Source organism: Pseudomonas sp. PDM21 (assembly GCF_014852505.2).
In the GTDB taxonomy this organism is placed as follows: Bacteria; Pseudomonadota; Gammaproteobacteria; order Pseudomonadales; family Pseudomonadaceae; genus Pseudomonas.
Window position 1 is genome coordinate 4,100,662 of sequence record NZ_CM181223.1, and the last position, 16,760, is coordinate 4,117,421.

At 66.0% G+C, this 16,760-nt stretch carries 16 protein-coding genes; 6 read left to right on the top strand and 10 right to left on the bottom strand.

The window, feature by feature from the left end:
- Positions 1-5 precede the first annotated feature (5 nt).
- From IB275_RS18665 to IB275_RS18695, 7 genes are all read right to left on the bottom strand, one after another.
- Positions 6-1,328 (bottom strand): BatD family protein, encoded by a 1,323-nt coding sequence (locus tag IB275_RS18665; RefSeq protein WP_192294858.1) that lies wholly within the window; start codon positions 1,326-1,328, stop codon positions 6-8.
- Complete coding sequence (locus IB275_RS18670) at positions 1,325-2,899, bottom strand: VWA domain-containing protein (protein ID WP_192294859.1); 1,575 nt, start codon at positions 2,897-2,899, stop codon at positions 1,325-1,327. Before IB275_RS18670 ends, IB275_RS18665 begins: the two co-directional genes overlap by 4 nt.
- Positions 2,899-3,906, bottom strand: a complete 1,008-nt coding sequence (locus tag IB275_RS18675) for a VWA domain-containing protein (protein WP_192294860.1) — start codon at positions 3,904-3,906, stop codon at positions 2,899-2,901. Before IB275_RS18675 ends, IB275_RS18670 begins: the two co-directional genes overlap by 1 nt.
- Positions 3,893-4,390: a DUF4381 domain-containing protein gene (locus IB275_RS18680; protein WP_192294861.1), complete on the bottom strand. Its 498-nt coding sequence runs from the start codon at positions 4,388-4,390 to the stop codon at positions 3,893-3,895. Before IB275_RS18680 ends, IB275_RS18675 begins: the two co-directional genes overlap by 14 nt.
- Positions 4,387-5,328 (bottom strand): DUF58 domain-containing protein, encoded by a 942-nt coding sequence (locus IB275_RS18685; protein ID WP_192294862.1) that lies wholly within the window; start codon positions 5,326-5,328, stop codon positions 4,387-4,389. Before IB275_RS18685 ends, IB275_RS18680 begins: the two co-directional genes overlap by 4 nt.
- A gap of 11 nt (positions 5,329-5,339) precedes the next feature.
- Positions 5,340-6,320 (bottom strand): AAA family ATPase, encoded by a 981-nt coding sequence (locus IB275_RS18690; RefSeq protein WP_192294863.1) that lies wholly within the window; start codon positions 6,318-6,320, stop codon positions 5,340-5,342.
- Positions 6,321-6,544: 224 nt separating this feature from the next.
- On the bottom strand, positions 6,545-7,492 hold the full coding sequence (locus IB275_RS18695; RefSeq protein ID WP_192294864.1) for an AraC family transcriptional regulator ligand-binding domain-containing protein: 948 nt from the start codon (positions 7,490-7,492) through the stop codon (positions 6,545-6,547).
- Positions 7,493-7,582: 90 nt separating this feature from the next.
- Here IB275_RS18695 and IB275_RS18700 point away from each other — a divergent pair, with 90 nt between their 5' ends.
- Positions 7,583-8,437 carry a sterol desaturase family protein gene (locus tag IB275_RS18700; protein ID WP_192294865.1) on the top strand — a complete coding sequence of 285 codons (855 nt, stop codon included), beginning with the start codon at positions 7,583-7,585 and terminating at the stop codon, positions 8,435-8,437.
- The gene (locus tag IB275_RS18705; protein ID WP_192294866.1) at positions 8,434-9,030 is read left to right on the top strand and encodes an NADPH-dependent FMN reductase; all 597 of its coding nucleotides are present in this window, start codon (positions 8,434-8,436) and stop codon (positions 9,028-9,030) included. Before IB275_RS18700 ends, IB275_RS18705 begins: the two co-directional genes overlap by 4 nt.
- Positions 9,031-9,094: 64 nt before the next feature.
- On the opposite strand, the gene IB275_RS18710 is transcribed toward IB275_RS18705, so the two are convergent.
- The 3 genes from IB275_RS18710 to IB275_RS18720 all read right to left on the bottom strand — a co-directional run bounded on the left by IB275_RS18710 (position 9,095) and on the right by IB275_RS18720 (position 13,002).
- Positions 9,095-11,146 carry a TonB-dependent siderophore receptor gene (locus IB275_RS18710; protein WP_225607785.1) on the bottom strand — a complete coding sequence of 684 codons (2,052 nt, stop codon included), beginning with the start codon at positions 11,144-11,146 and terminating at the stop codon, positions 9,095-9,097.
- A gap of 323 nt (positions 11,147-11,469) precedes the next feature.
- Positions 11,470-12,000, bottom strand: coding sequence for an AAA family ATPase (locus IB275_RS18715; protein ID WP_192294868.1), 531 nt, complete (start codon positions 11,998-12,000; stop codon positions 11,470-11,472).
- Between the two features lie 180 nt (positions 12,001-12,180).
- The gene (locus tag IB275_RS18720) at positions 12,181-13,002 is read right to left on the bottom strand and encodes an SDR family oxidoreductase (RefSeq protein WP_192294869.1); all 822 of its coding nucleotides are present in this window, start codon (positions 13,000-13,002) and stop codon (positions 12,181-12,183) included.
- Positions 13,003-13,373: 371 nt separating this feature from the next.
- On the opposite strand from IB275_RS18720, the gene IB275_RS18725 reads away from it, so the two are divergent.
- The 4 genes from IB275_RS18725 (at position 13,374) to IB275_RS18740 (ending at position 16,723) form a co-directional block, all read left to right on the top strand.
- The gene (locus tag IB275_RS18725) at positions 13,374-14,381 is read left to right on the top strand and encodes an AraC family transcriptional regulator (RefSeq protein ID WP_285888360.1); all 1,008 of its coding nucleotides are present in this window, start codon (positions 13,374-13,376) and stop codon (positions 14,379-14,381) included.
- A gap of 12 nt (positions 14,382-14,393) precedes the next feature.
- The gene (locus IB275_RS18730; protein WP_192294870.1) at positions 14,394-15,065 is read left to right on the top strand and encodes an NAD(P)H-binding protein; all 672 of its coding nucleotides are present in this window, start codon (positions 14,394-14,396) and stop codon (positions 15,063-15,065) included.
- A 195-nt stretch (positions 15,066-15,260) separates the two neighbouring features.
- Positions 15,261-15,770 (top strand): sigma-70 family RNA polymerase sigma factor, encoded by a 510-nt coding sequence (locus IB275_RS18735; protein ID WP_151187586.1) that lies wholly within the window; start codon positions 15,261-15,263, stop codon positions 15,768-15,770.
- Positions 15,767-16,723, top strand: coding sequence for a FecR domain-containing protein (locus IB275_RS18740; protein WP_285888364.1), 957 nt, complete (start codon positions 15,767-15,769; stop codon positions 16,721-16,723). Before IB275_RS18735 ends, IB275_RS18740 begins: the two co-directional genes overlap by 4 nt.
- Positions 16,724-16,760 lie beyond the last annotated feature (37 nt).

The window sequence follows — 16,760 nt, forward strand, 5'->3', positions numbered from 1 at the left end:
CTGGATCACGGATTCAAGGGTTTGAGAGCGTGGGCCGGCAAGTCCGTCGGCTTGCCCTGGCCCAGCTCCCGGCGGATGTCCGGCAAAGCCTGGATCAGTGGTTGCGGCCCCGCGCCGGGCTGCGCGCCCGGACGCCCGTAGCGGGCCCTTAGGAACGCTAGCAAAGGATTGACGGCTTTGATGGTGCGATTGGGAATTGCAGCACTCATTTCACGACAACCGTTCGTCCGACGAAGCCAGAGATAAAGCGCCCCCACCTGCGGCGGCTCGCCCTCGAGTTGCTGACGGACCTGTCGCCAGGCGTAGGCTGGCGAGTCCCGCCATGCCTGGCGACGACGTTCCATAGCGCCCCGGGCAGCGGCGCGCAGCGTCCCACCCCAGGCATGCACGGCATAACCAAGGGCCGCCAGCAGCGCCAGCCCAGCGGCCAGCGCCAGCCAGTGACTGGCGATGCGCACCTGCGCCCGGCGGCCCAGTTCCCGCAGATCGTCACTGATCGAGAATGGCGCCTGGTAGACAGCCGCACCGCTGGCCGACAACTTCAATGCGGGAAGCGAGACCGATTGCTCCTCGCCACTGTCCGCCGCCCACCAGTGCAACTCGATGGCCGGCAGCTGGAAGTCTCCCGGCCGGCTGACCACATAGGTCGCCGCGTCCATGCGCTCGCCCCCCAGCACATCGCCACGGCCGTCGCTGAGGGGCTGCACGGTTGGCGATTGCAGGTAGCGACGCAGCCCTTGCGGTTCGGCGAAATCCGCTGCGGGAATCAGCATGGCCTGGGCGCCCTCGGCGCGGACATGCACTGTGCGCGTCACGCTGTCGCCGACCCGTAGCGGCTCATGGGACTTCGTGAGTTCCTGGCTGATGGTCACCCGGCTCGCCACCAGGCGCTGCGCCGATTCGCTCCCTGCGCCGGCGGGTTGGCGTGCCGTGAAGTGCAGCGCTTCGCTGTGCACCTGGATCACACCACTGCCCTGCCCCGGCTGGACCTGAATGTCCAGCGGCGGGATGTCGAAGCCACGTGCCGTTTGCGGGGTGATCTGGTAGTGGAAGCGCAGGCCGAAGAAGGTCTTGCCATCGATCTTCTCGGTGAGGTGCGTGGCCTCGCTGGCCGGTTCGGAGACCAGTGCGTCGGCCAGTTTCAGCGGCGGCAGTTGCGGCGGCTGGCTGAACCAGGTGTCCACCAGCAGATCGACCTGCAGGCTGAGCGTGCCGCCGACCATCGCCGAATCCCCCGGCAACAACTGGGTGCGGACCCTCACCTCGGGCTCGGCGGCCAGCCCGAGCAGCGGCAGGCACAAGAGCAGAGCGGCGAGCACGTGCTTCATGATCCCGCCCCTTTTGCCGCATCCTGCAGCATGAACTTGCGACGCAGGAACTGCGCCGGCGACGTGCTCAGGTTGTTCAGCCATTGCTCGTCCGACTCGGCCGCGCCTTTCTTGAGCACCACGCTCTTGCCCTTGTCGGCCGTATTGTCGAAGACTTCCTGATCGGGCTTCTCGCCCGGCGGGCCAGCCTCCTGCTGGTCCTCGCGATCCTTCTCCAGCGCCTGGGCCAGCGCCAGGTTGGCCGTGGCCTGCGGGAAGTCGGCCTGGCGCTTCAGCGCCTGGCGATAGGCGCCGATGGCCTGGTCAAACTTCGACAGGCGCACGTAGGTGTTGCCCAGATAGAAGTAGGCCTGCGCCGTATCCAGCCGGGCGAAGCTGGCCAGGGCCAGCGGGTAGTCCGCCGCGTGGTAGGCAGCCACCCCCTTCCAGAACGGATCGCGGAAGTGCGCTGCCGCCTGCGGATAGTGCCCGTGCTCGAACGCCCAGCGTCCCTGCTGATCCGCGGTGAAGAAGGCATCGGCAAGCACTCCGGCACGCGCCGGCTGTGGCACACCGCTCAGGCTGGCGGCGAGCAACAGCGCGCTCAGCCAGTGCACCGTCCAGCCTTTGCGCACGCTCAGCAGCACGAGCAGCAGCAGGGGCCAGCAGAGCCAGTAGCCAGCATCCTTCCAGTGCAGTTGCTGATCATCGCCCTGGGCGGCCTGGAAGTGCTGCTGGGCGTGCAACTCGATCCAGTCCAGGTCATCGTCGTTGAGGGTCAGGCTGCCCAGGGGCGCATCGGCGGCGTCCGCGAGGCCCTTGAGTCCTTCCGCATCGAAGGTAGCGAGCAAGGGACGCCCCTCGGAGTCCCGCTGCCCACCGGCGAGCAGGCCGCCGTCCTGGCTGCCGACCGCCAGCACCAGCACCTGCAGGTCGCTGCCGCGCAGCGCCTTGTCGATGGCATCGAACTGCCCCTTGTCGGCGCCATCGGTGAGCAATACCAGTGTGCCCGGCGAATGCTCGGCGGCCAGCAGCTGCACGGCTTTCTCGATGGCACCCAGCGCATCCTTGCCTTCGCTCTGGATCAGGCCGGGCGAAAGCGCCTGCAGGAAGCTGTCGAGCAGCGCCGCGTCCTGGGTTGCGGGCAGCACCAGGTGCGCGCTGCCGGCATAGGCGATCAGCGCCGTGGGGCTGCTCGGCCGGCGAGCGATGAGGTCGTGCAACTTGTGCTTGGCCGCCTCGATGCGTGAAGGCGGGACATCATTGGCGGCCATCGAGGGCGACAGGTCCAGCGCCAGGATCAGCGGCGCGCGGTTCTCCATGAAGGCCGGGCGATCCTGCTCCCAGGTCGGACCGGAAGCGGCCACGCCGCCAACCACCAGCAGCGCACCCAGCAGCTGCACCGGTCGCACGCGGTGCTGGTCGACCGGCGTGATCACCAGGTGCTGCAGCAGGTGGGGCGCGATGATCCCGTCGAGGCGACGCGCCAGGTCGTGGCGGCGACTCCAGAGCAGCGGCAGGAGGATGCCCGGCAGCAGAAGCAACAGCCATACCGGGCGGAGGAAATGGAAGGCGCTGAGATCGATATCCATCAGCCCTCCGTTTCCTGGCCGACCTGCGCCGCACGCGGAACGGCCAGCCGCCCGGCAATGGCCGCCAGCACATGCGCCACCAGCAGCAACAGCAAGGCAGCGCCCAGCGGCAGCCAGAACAGGTCGCGCTTGGGTTGGTGGCTGAGGGTTTTCACCTGGTGCGGGGTGATCTGGTCCAGCGTCGCGTAGACTTCCTGCAACGCCTCGCGGTCGCCCGCGCGGAAGAACCGTCCGCCGGTGGTATGGGCGATATCGCGCAGGGTCTGCAGGTCCACCTTCGACTCGCCGCTGGCCTCGGGGTCGCCGATGCCGATGGTGTGCACCACCACACCGCGCTCATGGGCCATGGCCGCGGCGTGGCTCGGCGTGATGGCACTGCCGGTGTCGTTGCCGTCGGTGAGCAGGATCAGCACCTTCTGCTGCTCCGGCGCCTTTTCCAGCAGCTTCAGGGTCAGCCCGATGGCATCGCCCAGGGCGGTGTTGGGCCCGGCCATGCCGATGCCCACTTCGTCCAGCAGCATCAGCAGGCTGGCGTGGTCCTGGGTCGGCGGCGATTGCGCGAAGGCGCCGGTGCCGAAGACGATCAAGCCGATGCGGTCATCCCTGCGCTGGCCGATGAAGTCGCGCACCACGCCCTTGACGATGCTCAGACGATCCACGCGATTGCCTGCGGCATCCCGGTAGTCGCTGGTTTCCATGGATTGCGAGATGTCGATGGCCAGCATCAGGTCGCGGATCGGCTGCACGCGCTGGATGGGCTTCTCCACCAGCACCGGGCGCGCACAGGCGAGCAGCACCAGCGCCCACACCAGCAGGTTGAGCGGCAGTTGCCAGCGCCCGCCAGCGGCGCCGCCACGGCTCGGCTCCTGGCCCGCCGCGTGGCTCATGGCGGCGAAGAACGGCACCCGCAGGGCGCTGCGCGACTCGCGGTAGGCTGGCAGATAGCGCCAGGCGAGCCAGGGCAGCGGCAACAGGAGCAGCAGCCAGGGGTACTCAAGCTGCCACATGGTGCACCTCGACCCATTGCCGGCAGGCCGCCAGCAGGGCTTGCGCCTCCTGCTCGTCCATATTCGCAACCCTGGCGTCAGGTGCATACGCCAGCAGCGTCAGTTGCCGCTGCAGACCGGCCGGCAGTGCTGCCGGGCTGCGTGCCTGCAGAAAGGCCTGCCAGTCAGCACCGCCCAGGGGCGCCGAAGCCGCACCATCGGGCATCGACAGCGCGACACGTTTGACCAGAGTCGGCAACTGGCGCAGCGCGGCCAATCGCTGGGAAGGCTCTCTGATGGCCGCACCGAGTTCCTCGAGCAAGGCCAGCGCCTCGCGCCGGTAGCGATCTCGCTGCCATTTCCGGTAGCGCCAGAAGCCCCATGTCGCCAGGAGCAGCAGCAACACGCTGGCGAGCCAGACCCAGGTCCAGGTCTGCGGCCAGTAGCTGACCAGCGGAGCCGGCGGCGCCAGCTCCTGGAGTTGATCGATGCTGGGAATGCTCATCGCGCCAGGCGCCCGAGTTCACCGCGCAGCTGCTCCAGGCTGTCACGCCCGCTGCTGAACATCATCAGCGGTACCTGGCTGCGGCGCAGCAGTGTCGCCACGTCCTTCAGTCTCCCGGAAAGGAACTCCCCCAGTGGCCGGTGGACCTGGCGCCGGCCCACTTCCAGCTCGACCTGCAACTCCCCCTGAGTAACAGTCACCCGGCCCTTGTCCGGCACTTTCAGGGCAATGGGGTCGAAGACCTGCAGGGCCAGCACATCGTTGTGCGCGCTCAGTTGCTGCAGCAGTTGCAGTGTCTGCGGGGTGACGCCGGCAAAGTCGCTGACGATCACCACCAGGCTGTCGTGTCCGGCCACGCCCAGGCACTGGCGCAGTACCCGGTCCAGCTGACCCGGCGAGTCCTCGCCACTGTGCGTGGCGTGCAGCGCGTGGTTGTAGCGGACGATGGCCGCGCACAGGGCCTCCACCCTCGCCCGGCTGCGCAGGGGGCGGATGTACTCGATGTTGCAGTCGCCGAACACCAGGCCGCCGACCCGGTCACCGGCCTGCAGCGCCATCCAGCCACCCAGCGCTGCAAGCTCGGCGGCGAGCACCGACTTGAAGCTGCGTTTCGAGCCGAAGTACATGCTCATGCGCTGGTCCACCAGCAGCAGGGTCGGCCGGTCGCGTTCCTCGGTGTAGCTACGCACGAAGGGCTTGCCGTAGCGCAGCGAGGCGCGCCAGTCCAGGTGGCGCAGGTCGTCGCCAGGGTTGTACTGGCGCAGCTCGTCGAAGCTCAGGCCGCGCCCGCGCAGGCACGCGGCATGGCTGCCGGAGAGCACGCTGGAAAGCGGTTGTCGCGACACAAAGCTCAGGCCGCGCACTCGGTGCTCCAGCAGCATCAGCTGTGGCAGCGACGCATAGACAAAACCCTCGGCAACCGGCTGCGACTCGGCCATGGAAACCCTCCTCAGGCCGGGATCGCCACTTTGTCCAGCAGACGGTCGATCACCTGATCGGGCCCCACGCCATCGGCAACGGCGTCATAGGACAACAACAGGCGATGGCGTAGCACGGGGTGCACCACGGCACGGACATCGTCGGGCGTCACGTAGTCGTTACCCGCCATCCAGGCGTGGGCACGGGAAACCCGGTCCAGGCTTATGCCGCCGCGAGGGCTGGCGCCGACTTTCAGCCAGCGGGCCAGGTCGGCGTCATAGTCGGCGGGGCGGCGCGTGGCATTAATCAGGTCGATGAGGTAGCGGTCTATGGCCTCGGAAACATGCACGTCGCTGACTTCCTGGCGGGCCGCGAACACGGCTTCCTGCGCGAGCGGCGTGATCGCCTCGGGCGTCGCTCCGGACTGCTGGCTGCGCTCCTCGGCGCGCACCAGCTGCAGCACGCGGGATTCGTCCTCGACCCGTGGGTAGTCGATCAGCAGCTTCATCAGGAAGCGGTCCATCTGCGCCTCGGGCAGCGGGTAGGTACCTTCCTGCTCGATCGGGTTCTGCGTGGCGAGCACCATGAACAGCCCCGGCATGCGGTGGGTCTGCCCGGCCACAGTGATCTGCCGCTCTTCCATGGCTTCGAGCAGTGCCGCCTGGACCTTGGCCGGGGCGCGGTTGATCTCGTCGGCGAGGATTACGTTGCCGAACAGTGGCCCGGGCTGGAACTTCAGCTGGTTGCCCTGCTCGGTCTGCTGAAGGATTTCCGCGCCGGTGATGTCCGAGGGCAGCAGGTCGGGGGTGAACTGCACACGGCTCATCCGCGCGTCGAGGTGCTTGGACAGGGTCTTCACGGTGCGTGTCTTGGCCAGCCCCGGAAGGCTTTCCAGAAGGACATGACCATTGGCCAGAAGGCCCAGCAGGATGTGCCGGACGGTTTCTTCCTGACCCAGTACCTGCGCCGATACGGCGGCTTCCAGACTTGCAATCTGTTCACGCGTGGACACGGTTGGTTCCTTGTTCCATCGATTCGGATTCCTTGCCGATGGCGTGCTGGAGCTGCTCTCCAGACACACTGCCGTGCCACCGCCTGCCCGTTACTCTAGCAACAGCTTTACGCCGCGCCACGCGGGCACCTGTCGTGAAATGAGCAAACCACCACAAAAGCCGCGTCAGCTGCCTCGTACAAGCCGGGGCCGTGCCCGCGCCGGGCCAGTGGGCCCAGTACCGGTTATTCGGCCTCGCGCCACCGACGGCGGGCGTGCTGGTAGGCGTCCTGGTCACCGTAGCCCAGGCGTGTGGCGATCTCGCCGGCAGTCAGCCCCTGCAACTCGAAGTGCTGCTCCAGCTCGCCACGAACCAGGTCCAGCAACTGGCGGAAGCTCAGCCCCTGCTCTTCCAGGCGTCGGCGCAAGGTCCGGGCGCTCTGGTGCAGGGCCACAGCCTGCTCCTCCAGGCCCGGCACCCGCCCCTCGGCGAGGGCCCGGCGCATGTTCCGCGCCAGCTTCCCGGCCCAGCCGCTGAGCTGACGCTGGCGCCCGAGACGACGGTCCAGCTCCTGGCAGATGATCTCGAGCATGCCGGCGTGACGGCCCGCCAGCGGTCTGGCGAGGTCCTCTTTCGCGTAGTACAGGCGATTGCCGCGACCGGCAAATGCCACCGGCACGCCGAATGCCTCGGCGTACTGCGCGTGATAGACCGGGCGCGGGTGGCTGAACTCCACGCGCAAAGGTGTGATCGGGCGGCCAGTGGCTTCGCGCATCACGGTGAGGCTCATGACGAAATAGTGCTCGACGGTGAACCGGGCGAGATCTCCGGGTGCATCGATCATCACCTCCACGCCGGCACCCTTGTCGTCCACGAGGTAATCGATGGTGTCCATGTCCGACGCCAGCCGGCCATAGCGAGCCCAGAGCTGCAGGGCCTCGCCGACACTGGCGCAGTAGCCGGCGGAAATCGCCAGGATGTGGCGGTCCTGCGCCGTGAACTGGCCGAACAGGTGCAAGCCGATGGCGGGGTCATGCTGCTGCGCCTCGGCCAGCAGCTCTTCCAGGGCGACCATGCTGTAGTCACCTTCGCGGTGCCGGCGAATGCCCTGCAGATAACGCTCCAGCACCAGCCCCAGCGAGCCGCGGTGGTAACGCTGAGGATTGGCCACTTCTCGGGGATTTCTGTCCATTTCACGCCTGACGCGGGCCGGGCCCTTGTTTTCTTATTGTGCTTGCCGCGCCCCGAGGGGCAACCAAGAAGCCAACAAGAAGAGAGTGCCATGAACTCTGAACTGCTCGCCAATAATCCGACCCCCGTGGTGGTCGCGATCTTCATTTCCTTCATACTGCTGGAAATGGCCTGCGCTTGCTTCCGCCAGCCCGCTTCCCGGCGCCGCGATGCCCTGGTGGAAATCTTCGGCTCGGGCATCCTGCTGCTGGTCACCTTTCCGCTGATCCTGTTCACCACCAACCACCTGCTGGGCCACTTCGCCCCGCAACTGCAGGGTCGCCTGGCCGACGTGCCGTGGTACGCCGCCCTCGGACTGTTCCTGGTGCTCGACGATATGACGCAATATTGGTGGCACCGCCTGACCCACCGCGTTCCCTTCCTCTATGCACTGCACCGCGCGCACCATTCGGCGCCGTACATGAGCATCCGCATCGTCTATCGCAACAACAGCTTCTACTACCTGCTGATGCCCGGCATCTGGCTGACCAGCGCGCTGGTCTACCTCGGACTGGCCAACTTCTACTACGGCTACCTGATCGTGAAGATGCTGGTGATCTTCGGCGCGCACAGCAGCGTCGCCTGGGACGACAAGCTCTACAACATCCGCGTAATGCGTCCGCTGATGTGGCTGCTGGAGCGGACCATCTCCACACCCGCCACCCATTCGGCGCACCACGGCCTGAACGCCGAGGATGGCGTGACGAATTACAAGGGCAACTTCGGCAACCTGCTGTTCTTCTGGGACGTGCTGTTCGGCACCGCGAAGATCACCCGTCGCCGGCCGCCGGCCTATGGCATCGAGGACATGCACCCGGTGAGCTGGCAACAGGAAGTGTTCTGGCCGCTGGTGCGTGATGCCCAACCACAGTCGCAATCGAAAGAAGTAGCGGAGATCGCCCGATGAACCTGAACGTCACCCTGATCGCCGGCTCCAGCCAGGCATCCAGCCAGTCCGCCAAGGTGGCCCGCTACCTGGCCGGGCGCCTGCAGGCGCTGGAAATCTGCACCACCGCCAGCGTCGTCGACCTCGGCCGTACTCCGCTGCCCCTGTGGCCGGCGCCGATCGAAGACCAGGCCTGGGTGGAACAGACCGGGCAACTGCAGCGCGCCGACGCCCTGGTGGTGATCTCCCCCGAGTGGCACGGCATGGCCTGCCCTGCCCTGAAGAACCTGTTCCTCTATGCCGGCTACGCCGAACTGGCACACAAGCCGGCGCTGCTGGTGGGCGTGTCGGCAGGCCTGGGCGGCTCCTACCCGCTCTCCGAGCTGCGCGCCTCCAGCTACAAGAACTCGCGCATCTGCTACCTGCCCGAGCAACTGGTCATCCGCCAGGTCGACCAGGTGTTCAACGGTGTCGAGCCGGCCGGAGAAGACGACATGCGCATCCGCCGCCGGGCCGACTGGGCCCTGCGCGTACTGAGCGAATACGCCCACGGCATGCGCGGCTTGAGGGATCGCATCCAGCTGGAGCACCGCGACTTCCACAACGGCATGTAGCAGCCCGTTTCGGTGCCGCGCCAGATTTTCGGGCCCGCATGCAGCGAGCCCGACGATCTGCCCGTCAGTACTTCCAGGTCACCGACGCGGTGAGGTTGCGCGGTGCGCCGTAGTTGGAGGTGCTGCCGCTTTCCAGCGAGAGCAGGTACTTGCGGTCGGTGAGGTTGTTCAGGTTCAGCGAGGCGCTCCAGTTCGAGTCGATGTCGTAGCTGGTCATCAGGTCGACCAGCGCGTAGGCGCTCTGGCGCACCGCGCTGTAGCTGTCGCTTTCGACGCCGCTCTGCCAGCTGACGCGCGAGCCGACCTTGACCTTCGGCAGGCCCGGCAGGCGGTAGGTCGCGGAGCCGCGCACGGTGTGCTTGGGCACGTACCTGCGGGTGCGGTCGCCATTGTCGTCATCGATGCGCACATAGGTGTAGCCGGCCAGCAGGTCCAGGCCGGGCAGCGCCTCACCGGAGGCCTGCAGCTCGACACCGTGGCTCTTGTTGTCCACGCCGTTGTAGACGTAATGGCCATCGACGTAACCGGCGTACTCCTGGACGTTGCGCTGGTCGGTCTTGAACAGCGCAGCGCTGACACTCATGCGGCTGTCCAGCAGGTTGCCCTTGATACCGAATTCCTTGCTGGTGCCTTCCAGCGGATCGAGAAGGCCACCGTCGGTGCCGATCACGTACTGCGGTGAGAAGATCCGCGTCCAGCTGCCGTAGACCGCCCACTCCGGGTTCAGGTCGTAGACCAGGCCGGTATAGGGAGTGACCTTGCCATGCTCGCGGGTGTCGTGCGCGGCGCCATAGCTGTCACCGCTACCGTCGGCGCTGAGCATGCGCGCGCCGACGATCCAGTGCAGGTCATCCATCAGGCTGAAGCGCGCGCCGGCGTAGACACTCTTCTGCGTGTCCTCGAAGTTCTGCGCGTTGGTGGTGTCATTGGTGTAAGGCATGGCCGGGCGCGGCAGGTTGCCGGCCAGGGCGTCGGACAGGTTGGCGCTGTAGTAGCCGTTCTCGCCAATGGTGTTGGCGCTGGCCTTGAGATGGGTGCGGCCATAGTTTACGCCGAGGGTCAGCTCATGCTCGCGGCCGAGCAGCTGGAACGGACCGGAGAGCTGGCCTTCACCGATCACCTGGTGCTGGGTGCTGGCAGTCTGGTTGGAGTAGGCGGTGCCGGCGTCGTCGGTGATGCCGTAGAGGTAGAACAGCTGGGTATCCTGGTACTGGGTGATACCGGTCAGCGTGAGCTTGCCGTTCCAGCCGTTGCCGAAGTCGTGGTTCAGCTCGGCAAAGGCGCGCTGGGTGTGCAGGTTCCAGTAGGTCCAGTCCTGGCCGACGCTGGAGCTGCGGCTGCTGTAGTGGATCGGGTTGCCGCTGCTGTCCACCAGCGGCAGGTTGCCCCAGGTGGTGCCGTTGGAGTCGGAATTGTGCTGGGAGAAACCGACCGTCAGGGTGTCGGCAGCAGACAGGTCGAAAGCCAGCAAGCCGGCGGCGACGTTGACCTCGTGGCTGTAGCGGTCGAGCCACGAGTTGCCCTTGTCGTGGGCGTAGATGAAGCGCCCGCGCACATTGCCGCTGTCAGTCAGCGGCCCGGAGACATCGACCTCCACCCGGCGGTTGTCCCACGAACCGACGCTGCTGCCGATCTTCGCCTGGAAGGTATCGGTGGGGCGCTTGCGCACGAAGTTGACCGTGGCCGAAGGATTGCCGGTGCCGCTCATGAGGCCATTGGCACCGTGGAGCACATCGATCTGCTCGTACTCGGCCATGTCCTGGCCGCCGCCCATCAGCGTCTGCGCGAACGGCAAGCCCATGCCGTCGTACTCGAAGGTGTCGATCTGGTAGCCGCGCGAGGTGAAGATGGTGCGATCGGTCTCGAACTGCTCCACGGTCACCGTGGGGGCCGAACGCAGCGCATCGCGCACGTCGTTGAGGCCGAAGTCATCCATCTGCTGGCGGGTGATGGTGGTGACGCCCTGCGGCGTCTCCTGGTCGGTCAGCTTCATCCGCGTGGTGCTGCGCGACGCTTTGGTCTGATAACCCTCGCTGGGTGCGTCGGATTGATCGGGGGCCTGGATCACGCTGTCGGACATGTTCAGTACATCGTCTGCGGCATAAGCCGCAGGCATTGCGCTGCAGGCTCCGGTGAGCAACAGAGCGGAGAAACGGGGTTTCATGGGGGGCGGCCTTGTGTCTGGAATTGGCAGGTAGTGATTATTTGTCGCAAATGGTAATACATCCCATTTGATAATTTCTCCTGCATTTCCTTCCTATCGTGTATCGCCGCCGATACACGACCTTTGCGTGGCGCCGCCGAGGTAGTGCGCGGCGGCTGGTGGATGCATCGATGCACCGGTCGTCGCTGAGCAGCGGACGACCAGTTTCTCGACGATTGGGAGAGATAGCTGGCTTGAGTGCCATGGGCCAGATCGGTGCGCTCACCGGCTACCGATCACTGGCGAGACCTGCCGCTCCCACCCTGACAGTTGGCCAGGACAAAATCGGCGCGAGCGGAAACCGTATCGCAGGGCAGCATGATTGCTTGGTACCCGGCATCCAGATAGGCCCGCCGGACGCGCTCATAGTCGCGCAAGGCCGTTTCGAGGCTGTGTCGGCGGTCAGCGTCGTTCTCGTAGATTTCAGGCCATGGCGGCGCGAGAAAGAGCCGGTCGTAGCGATTGGTGGCGAGAGAAGCCACCGGCAGAACACCGCCACACGCGGCGATCGCCACGACCGCATCGACGATGCCCCGGTCAAAAAAGGTGAGCCCTTGCGCCGCTTCATGGTCAGTCACGGACATGGCCAGTGCGCGCCGCCCGAAGGCCTCTGCATCCGCCCACGGCAATGCGCTTCCGTCACCCGCCCGTTCCTGCGCAATGATGCGCCGGCCAGGCTCTTCGACGACGGCGTACCCGCGACGCGCAAGCTCGGCCAGCAGCGTTGACTTGCCAGCGCCCGAACACCCCGAAATCACCGCAAACATGCGAGCCCCCGCCCTGCCCCGTCGTGCTGCACTGTGCCTTTCCTCCAGCGGCCAATGCAGCTTTTCCAACCTGCCAGGACCACCGGAAAACCTTTGGCGGGAGGTATAGCCCCAATCGCCATGAGGTGGGCACGCATCCACGTTTCCTTCGGTGCCTCACCCGCGTTTCTCGTCGGTCTGTCAGAGCCCCAGCTGACTGCGCAGGTGTGCGAGGTACTCGGGATCGCTCATCTGCTGGCGCGCCGCAATGATCTGCCGGGCGTCTTCACCGGCGATGTAGCGCAGCTGGCGGGTTCCATCGGTAGCCGCATCCCACACGGTGTTCGCCACGATGACCGGATCGGAACCACGGCCAGCGAGAGTGCCGAACGCCCCGGTTACAGCCTCGACGAACGCGTTGTACTCGGTGAGGCCGGGGTCGAGGTTCATGTCGAGCGAGGTAGTTGCAAAGTTGGTGTTGATCGCACCGGGCTCGACCAGCTTGACGGTCACCCCGATCGCGGCCAGTTCGTGGGAGAGCGCCTCGGTCATGCCTTCGACGGCGAACTTCGAGCCGTGGTACAGCGTGCCCAGCGGGAAGGTAATCTTTCCACCCATGGACGAGATATTGATGATCAGGCCTTCGCCACGCTGGCGGAAGTGCGGGAGGATCGACTGCATCGCCAGCATGGTGCCGATGACATTGACCTCGTACTGCCTGCGCATCTTGTGCTCGGGCGTTGCCTCCAGCAGCCCGTAGGAGCCGTACCCGGCATTGTTGAGCAGGACGTCGATCCTGCCGAAATGCTCGATCCCGGCAGCGATGGCCGAGTCGATGCTGGCCTTGCGGGTAACGTCGAGTTCGGTGACCAGCACATTGTCGAGGGCGTTGAGTTCCTGGTCCCCCTCCGGGTTCGAGCGAACTGTCGCCACGACATTCCACCCGCGCTCCTGAAAGTACCTGGCGGTTGTGCGGCCTATGCCGCTGCTGCAGCCGGTGATGAGAATGGTCTGGCGGGTCATGGCGTTTTTCCTCGAGCACGCGGGCTCAAAAGTCGTTCGTGCGGCAGCAGTCGCGGATGGCGCCCAATCGGGGGCAAGCCACATCCAGGGCGGCCGGTTGGCTGAGCAGCGTCGTGGCGGGGTACATCCCCTCACATGGCGACGTTGTGCTGCTCACTCTAAGAAACGGCCTGTCACCGGGCTCTAGCAATTCACGCCATTGTTCAGGGGAACGACGCCAGTTCGCTTCGGGGCGCACATGTCCGATACTGGCGCCGTTCGACGTCCGGATGGCGCACTTTGCATGAGATAAAGTTTTCCACCTTTCTATACTCCGCGTACGTTTCGAAGGGGCTGCGTACCCCCCGCTGAGTGACGATGGAGTCCCGACGGTGCAGAACAAGTCCTTTCCCATGAACATCGGCTGGCAGACCCTGCTCAAGGATCTTGGCCTGCAGCCTGCTCATGTATTGCGCCGTGCCGGGCTCCCGGACGACTTGCTTTCCCGTGGAGCGCCGGGTCTTTCTCCGGAGGACTATTTCCGCTTCTGGTGCGCCCTGGAGATCGAAGCCGGCGATGCGCTGTTTCCCTTGCGCCTCGTCGATACCCTATCCGCCGAGTCCTTCGACCCGCCCCTGTTCGCCGCCCTGTGCAGCGCCAATCTCATGCAGGCCGTGCAGCGCCTCGCCAAGTACAAGCAACTCGTGGCACCCATGCGGTTGGAAGTGGAAGTTGGCAAGGAAGGCGAACTGACGCTGACGCCTCACTGGCTACCCGTGCAGGCCGAAGTGCCGTATTCGCTGCAGGTAGCCGAGATCGCGTTTTTCCTGCGTCTCACCCGGCTCGCGACCCGCGAGCCGGTCAAGGCGCTTCGTGTGGCACTTCCGCAATTGCCGCTCGGCGCCCATGCCCGACGCTACGAGGGCTTCTTCGGCGCCTGCGTCGAACAGGCGGCGAATCCGAGCATCACATTCGCCGCCGCAGACGCCTTGCGTCCCTTTCTCACGGTCAACGACACCATGTGGCGGGTGTTCGAGCCGGACCTCCGCCGCCGGCTCAGTGAGCTCGACGCGACAGCGACCACGGCAGAGCGCGTGCGTGCGGTACTGCTGGAACTGCTGCCGGGCAACGCCGCGACCATCGGGAAAACCGCCGTACGCCTTGGCATGAGCAAGCGTACGCTGCAGCGCCACCTCGAGGGCGAAGGGGAAAGCTTTCGCGCCCTGGTCAATGCCACCCGCGAAGACCTCGCTCGTCACTATCTGGCGAAAACCACCTTGTCGGGCGGGGAGATTGCCTTCCTGCTCGGCTTCGAAGATCCCAATTCCTTCTACCGCGCATTTCAGGACTGGACCGGGCAGACGCCCGACAGCGCCCGACATGCCATGCGCCTGAACTGAGGAGCCGCAAACGTGCCCACCCCCGACGATCAACGCAAAGTGCTGCTGGCCGGCGCCACCGGCCTCGTGGGAGGCCAGATACTCCAGGCACTGCTGGCGGACGCCTCTGTCTGCGAGGTGCATGCCCTGAGTCGTCGGCCATTGAGCCTCAGCCACCCCAGGCTTCAGGTTCACATCGTCGACTTCAGCCGCCTGCCTGCGCTGCCACCTACCGACGAGGCCTACCTGGCGCTCGGCACCACGATCAAGGTCGCCGGCAGCCAGGCGGCATTCCGCACTGTCGACCTGGACGCCAATCTCGCCGTGGCCAAGGCCGCGCTCGCTGCGGGAGTCCGGCGCGTGGGACTGGTCAGCGCGGCAGGGGCCGACGCGCGGTCCTCCGTGTTCTACAACCGCATCAAAGGTGAATTGGAGGATGCCCTCAAGGCGATGGAACTGACGGCGCTGGTGATCGCGCAACCCTCGCTGTTGCTGGACTACCGCGATGGCCTGCAACAACCGCCGCGCCTCGGCGAGCAGCTGGCAATCCCGATCGCGAAGCTCCTGGGGCCGCTGATGCCAGGGAAATATCGACCCGTCCATGCGCGGGCGGTCGCGCAGGCGCTGGTCAGGACCTTACCGAAGGCGGAAGGCCTGGCCGTGCTGGCGTCCAACGTTCTCGTCAGGCTCGGCGACCAGCCCTGAGCGAAATCTGGGTCATACCGCGCCAGCACTCGCATTGGCTGGTGGTGTCCGGCCTGACTCCATGAGCTCCGGGCCGGAAGCTGCCCTCCGCATCGGGCAGCAACGGACCATCGCCAAGCTGGAGTTTTCAAGCAATCCCACATCCCGTATATTTGATAACGATTGTCGTTTGCAAATTGTTCTTAGGGGATTGCAATGCAGGGGGATTCGTCGCTGCAGGCGGTAGGGATGCTTTACCGCGACCATCATGGCTGGCTGCGTGGCTGGCTGCGCAAGCGCCTCAACGATGCCGCCGATGCTGCCGACCTGGCGCAGGATACCTTCGTTCGCGTGCTGATGGCCCGGAGCGCCGAGGCGATCCGCGAGCCCCGGCACTATCTGCAAACCATCGCCCGGGGCCTGGTCATCGACCTGTACCGCCGCCGTTCGCTGGAGCGCGCCTATCTGGAGGCGCTGGCGTTGCTGCCCGAAGCGGTGCAACCGTCCCTCGAGGAACAGGCGCTGCTGCTCGAGGCGCTGCAGGAAATCGACCGGATGCTCGATGGCCTGGGACCGAAGGTCCGGCAGGCCTTCATCCTTTCCCAGCTCGAAGGGCTGACCTACAACCAGATCGCCGAGCGACTGGGGATCTCTCTGCGCACGGTGAACAAGTACATGGCCAAGGCCATGGAGCACTGCTGCCTGGCCATGGCGGGAGTCCTGTGAACGACTCCCTGCAACCCAATGAACGGGAAGCCATCAGCGAAGCGGCCCGCTGGTACGCACGCCTGGCCAACGCGACGCCGGGAGACGGCGATCAGCGGGCCTGGCAACGCTGGCTGGCGGCCGACCCGATCAACCAGCGCGCCTGGCAACGCATCGAATCGGTGAACCTGCAGATGGCCCGCGTGCCGGGTCGCCTGGCGGCTGCCACGCTGGCCTCGGCCGGGCAGTCCCGGCGCCAGGTGCTGCGCAGCTTCGTCGTGCTCGCCTCGCTGGGCGGCCTGGCCACCCTGGGTTGGCGCAGTGACGTACGCCAACGCTACACCGCCGGCTACCGGACCGCGGTCGGCGAACGTCGCCATTTCACCCTGGCGGACGGCAGCCGGATGCAACTGGGCACGGACAGCGCTGTGGATGTGCTGTTCGACGCGAACCAGCGCCTGATCGTCCTGCGCGCCGGCGAGGTGCTGATCAGCACCGCAACCGATGCACTCGACAGACCCTTCCGCGTACGCAGCACCGACGCCACCGTGCGCGCGCTGGGTACTCGTTTCAGCGTGGGCAGCTGGGGCAACGGAACCGAGGTGGCGGTGCTGGAGAAAGCCGTCGAAGTCTCGGTGCCCGGCCAGGACAAGCCGTTGCGCCTGGAAGCCGGCCAGCACACGCGGATCGTCTCCGGCGTCATCGAGCCTGTGCAGGCCAACGATGCCTCCGTGGGCGCCTGGGCGCAGGGCAGCCTGATCGCCATCGACCGCCCGCTGGGCGAGTTGCTGGAGGAACTGGGACGCTACCGCCACGGCTGGTTGAGGTGCGATCCGCGCATCAGTGGCCTGCGCATTTCCGGCGCCTTCCCGGTGGATGACACCGACCTCGCGCTCAGGGCCCTGGAGCGCAGCTTCCCTGTTACGACGGTGTATCGCACGGGGTATTGGGTAACCGTGGTTCCGCGCGGCTGAGCCGGCCTGGAGGCGCGAAAAGATTTTTCCAATCAGT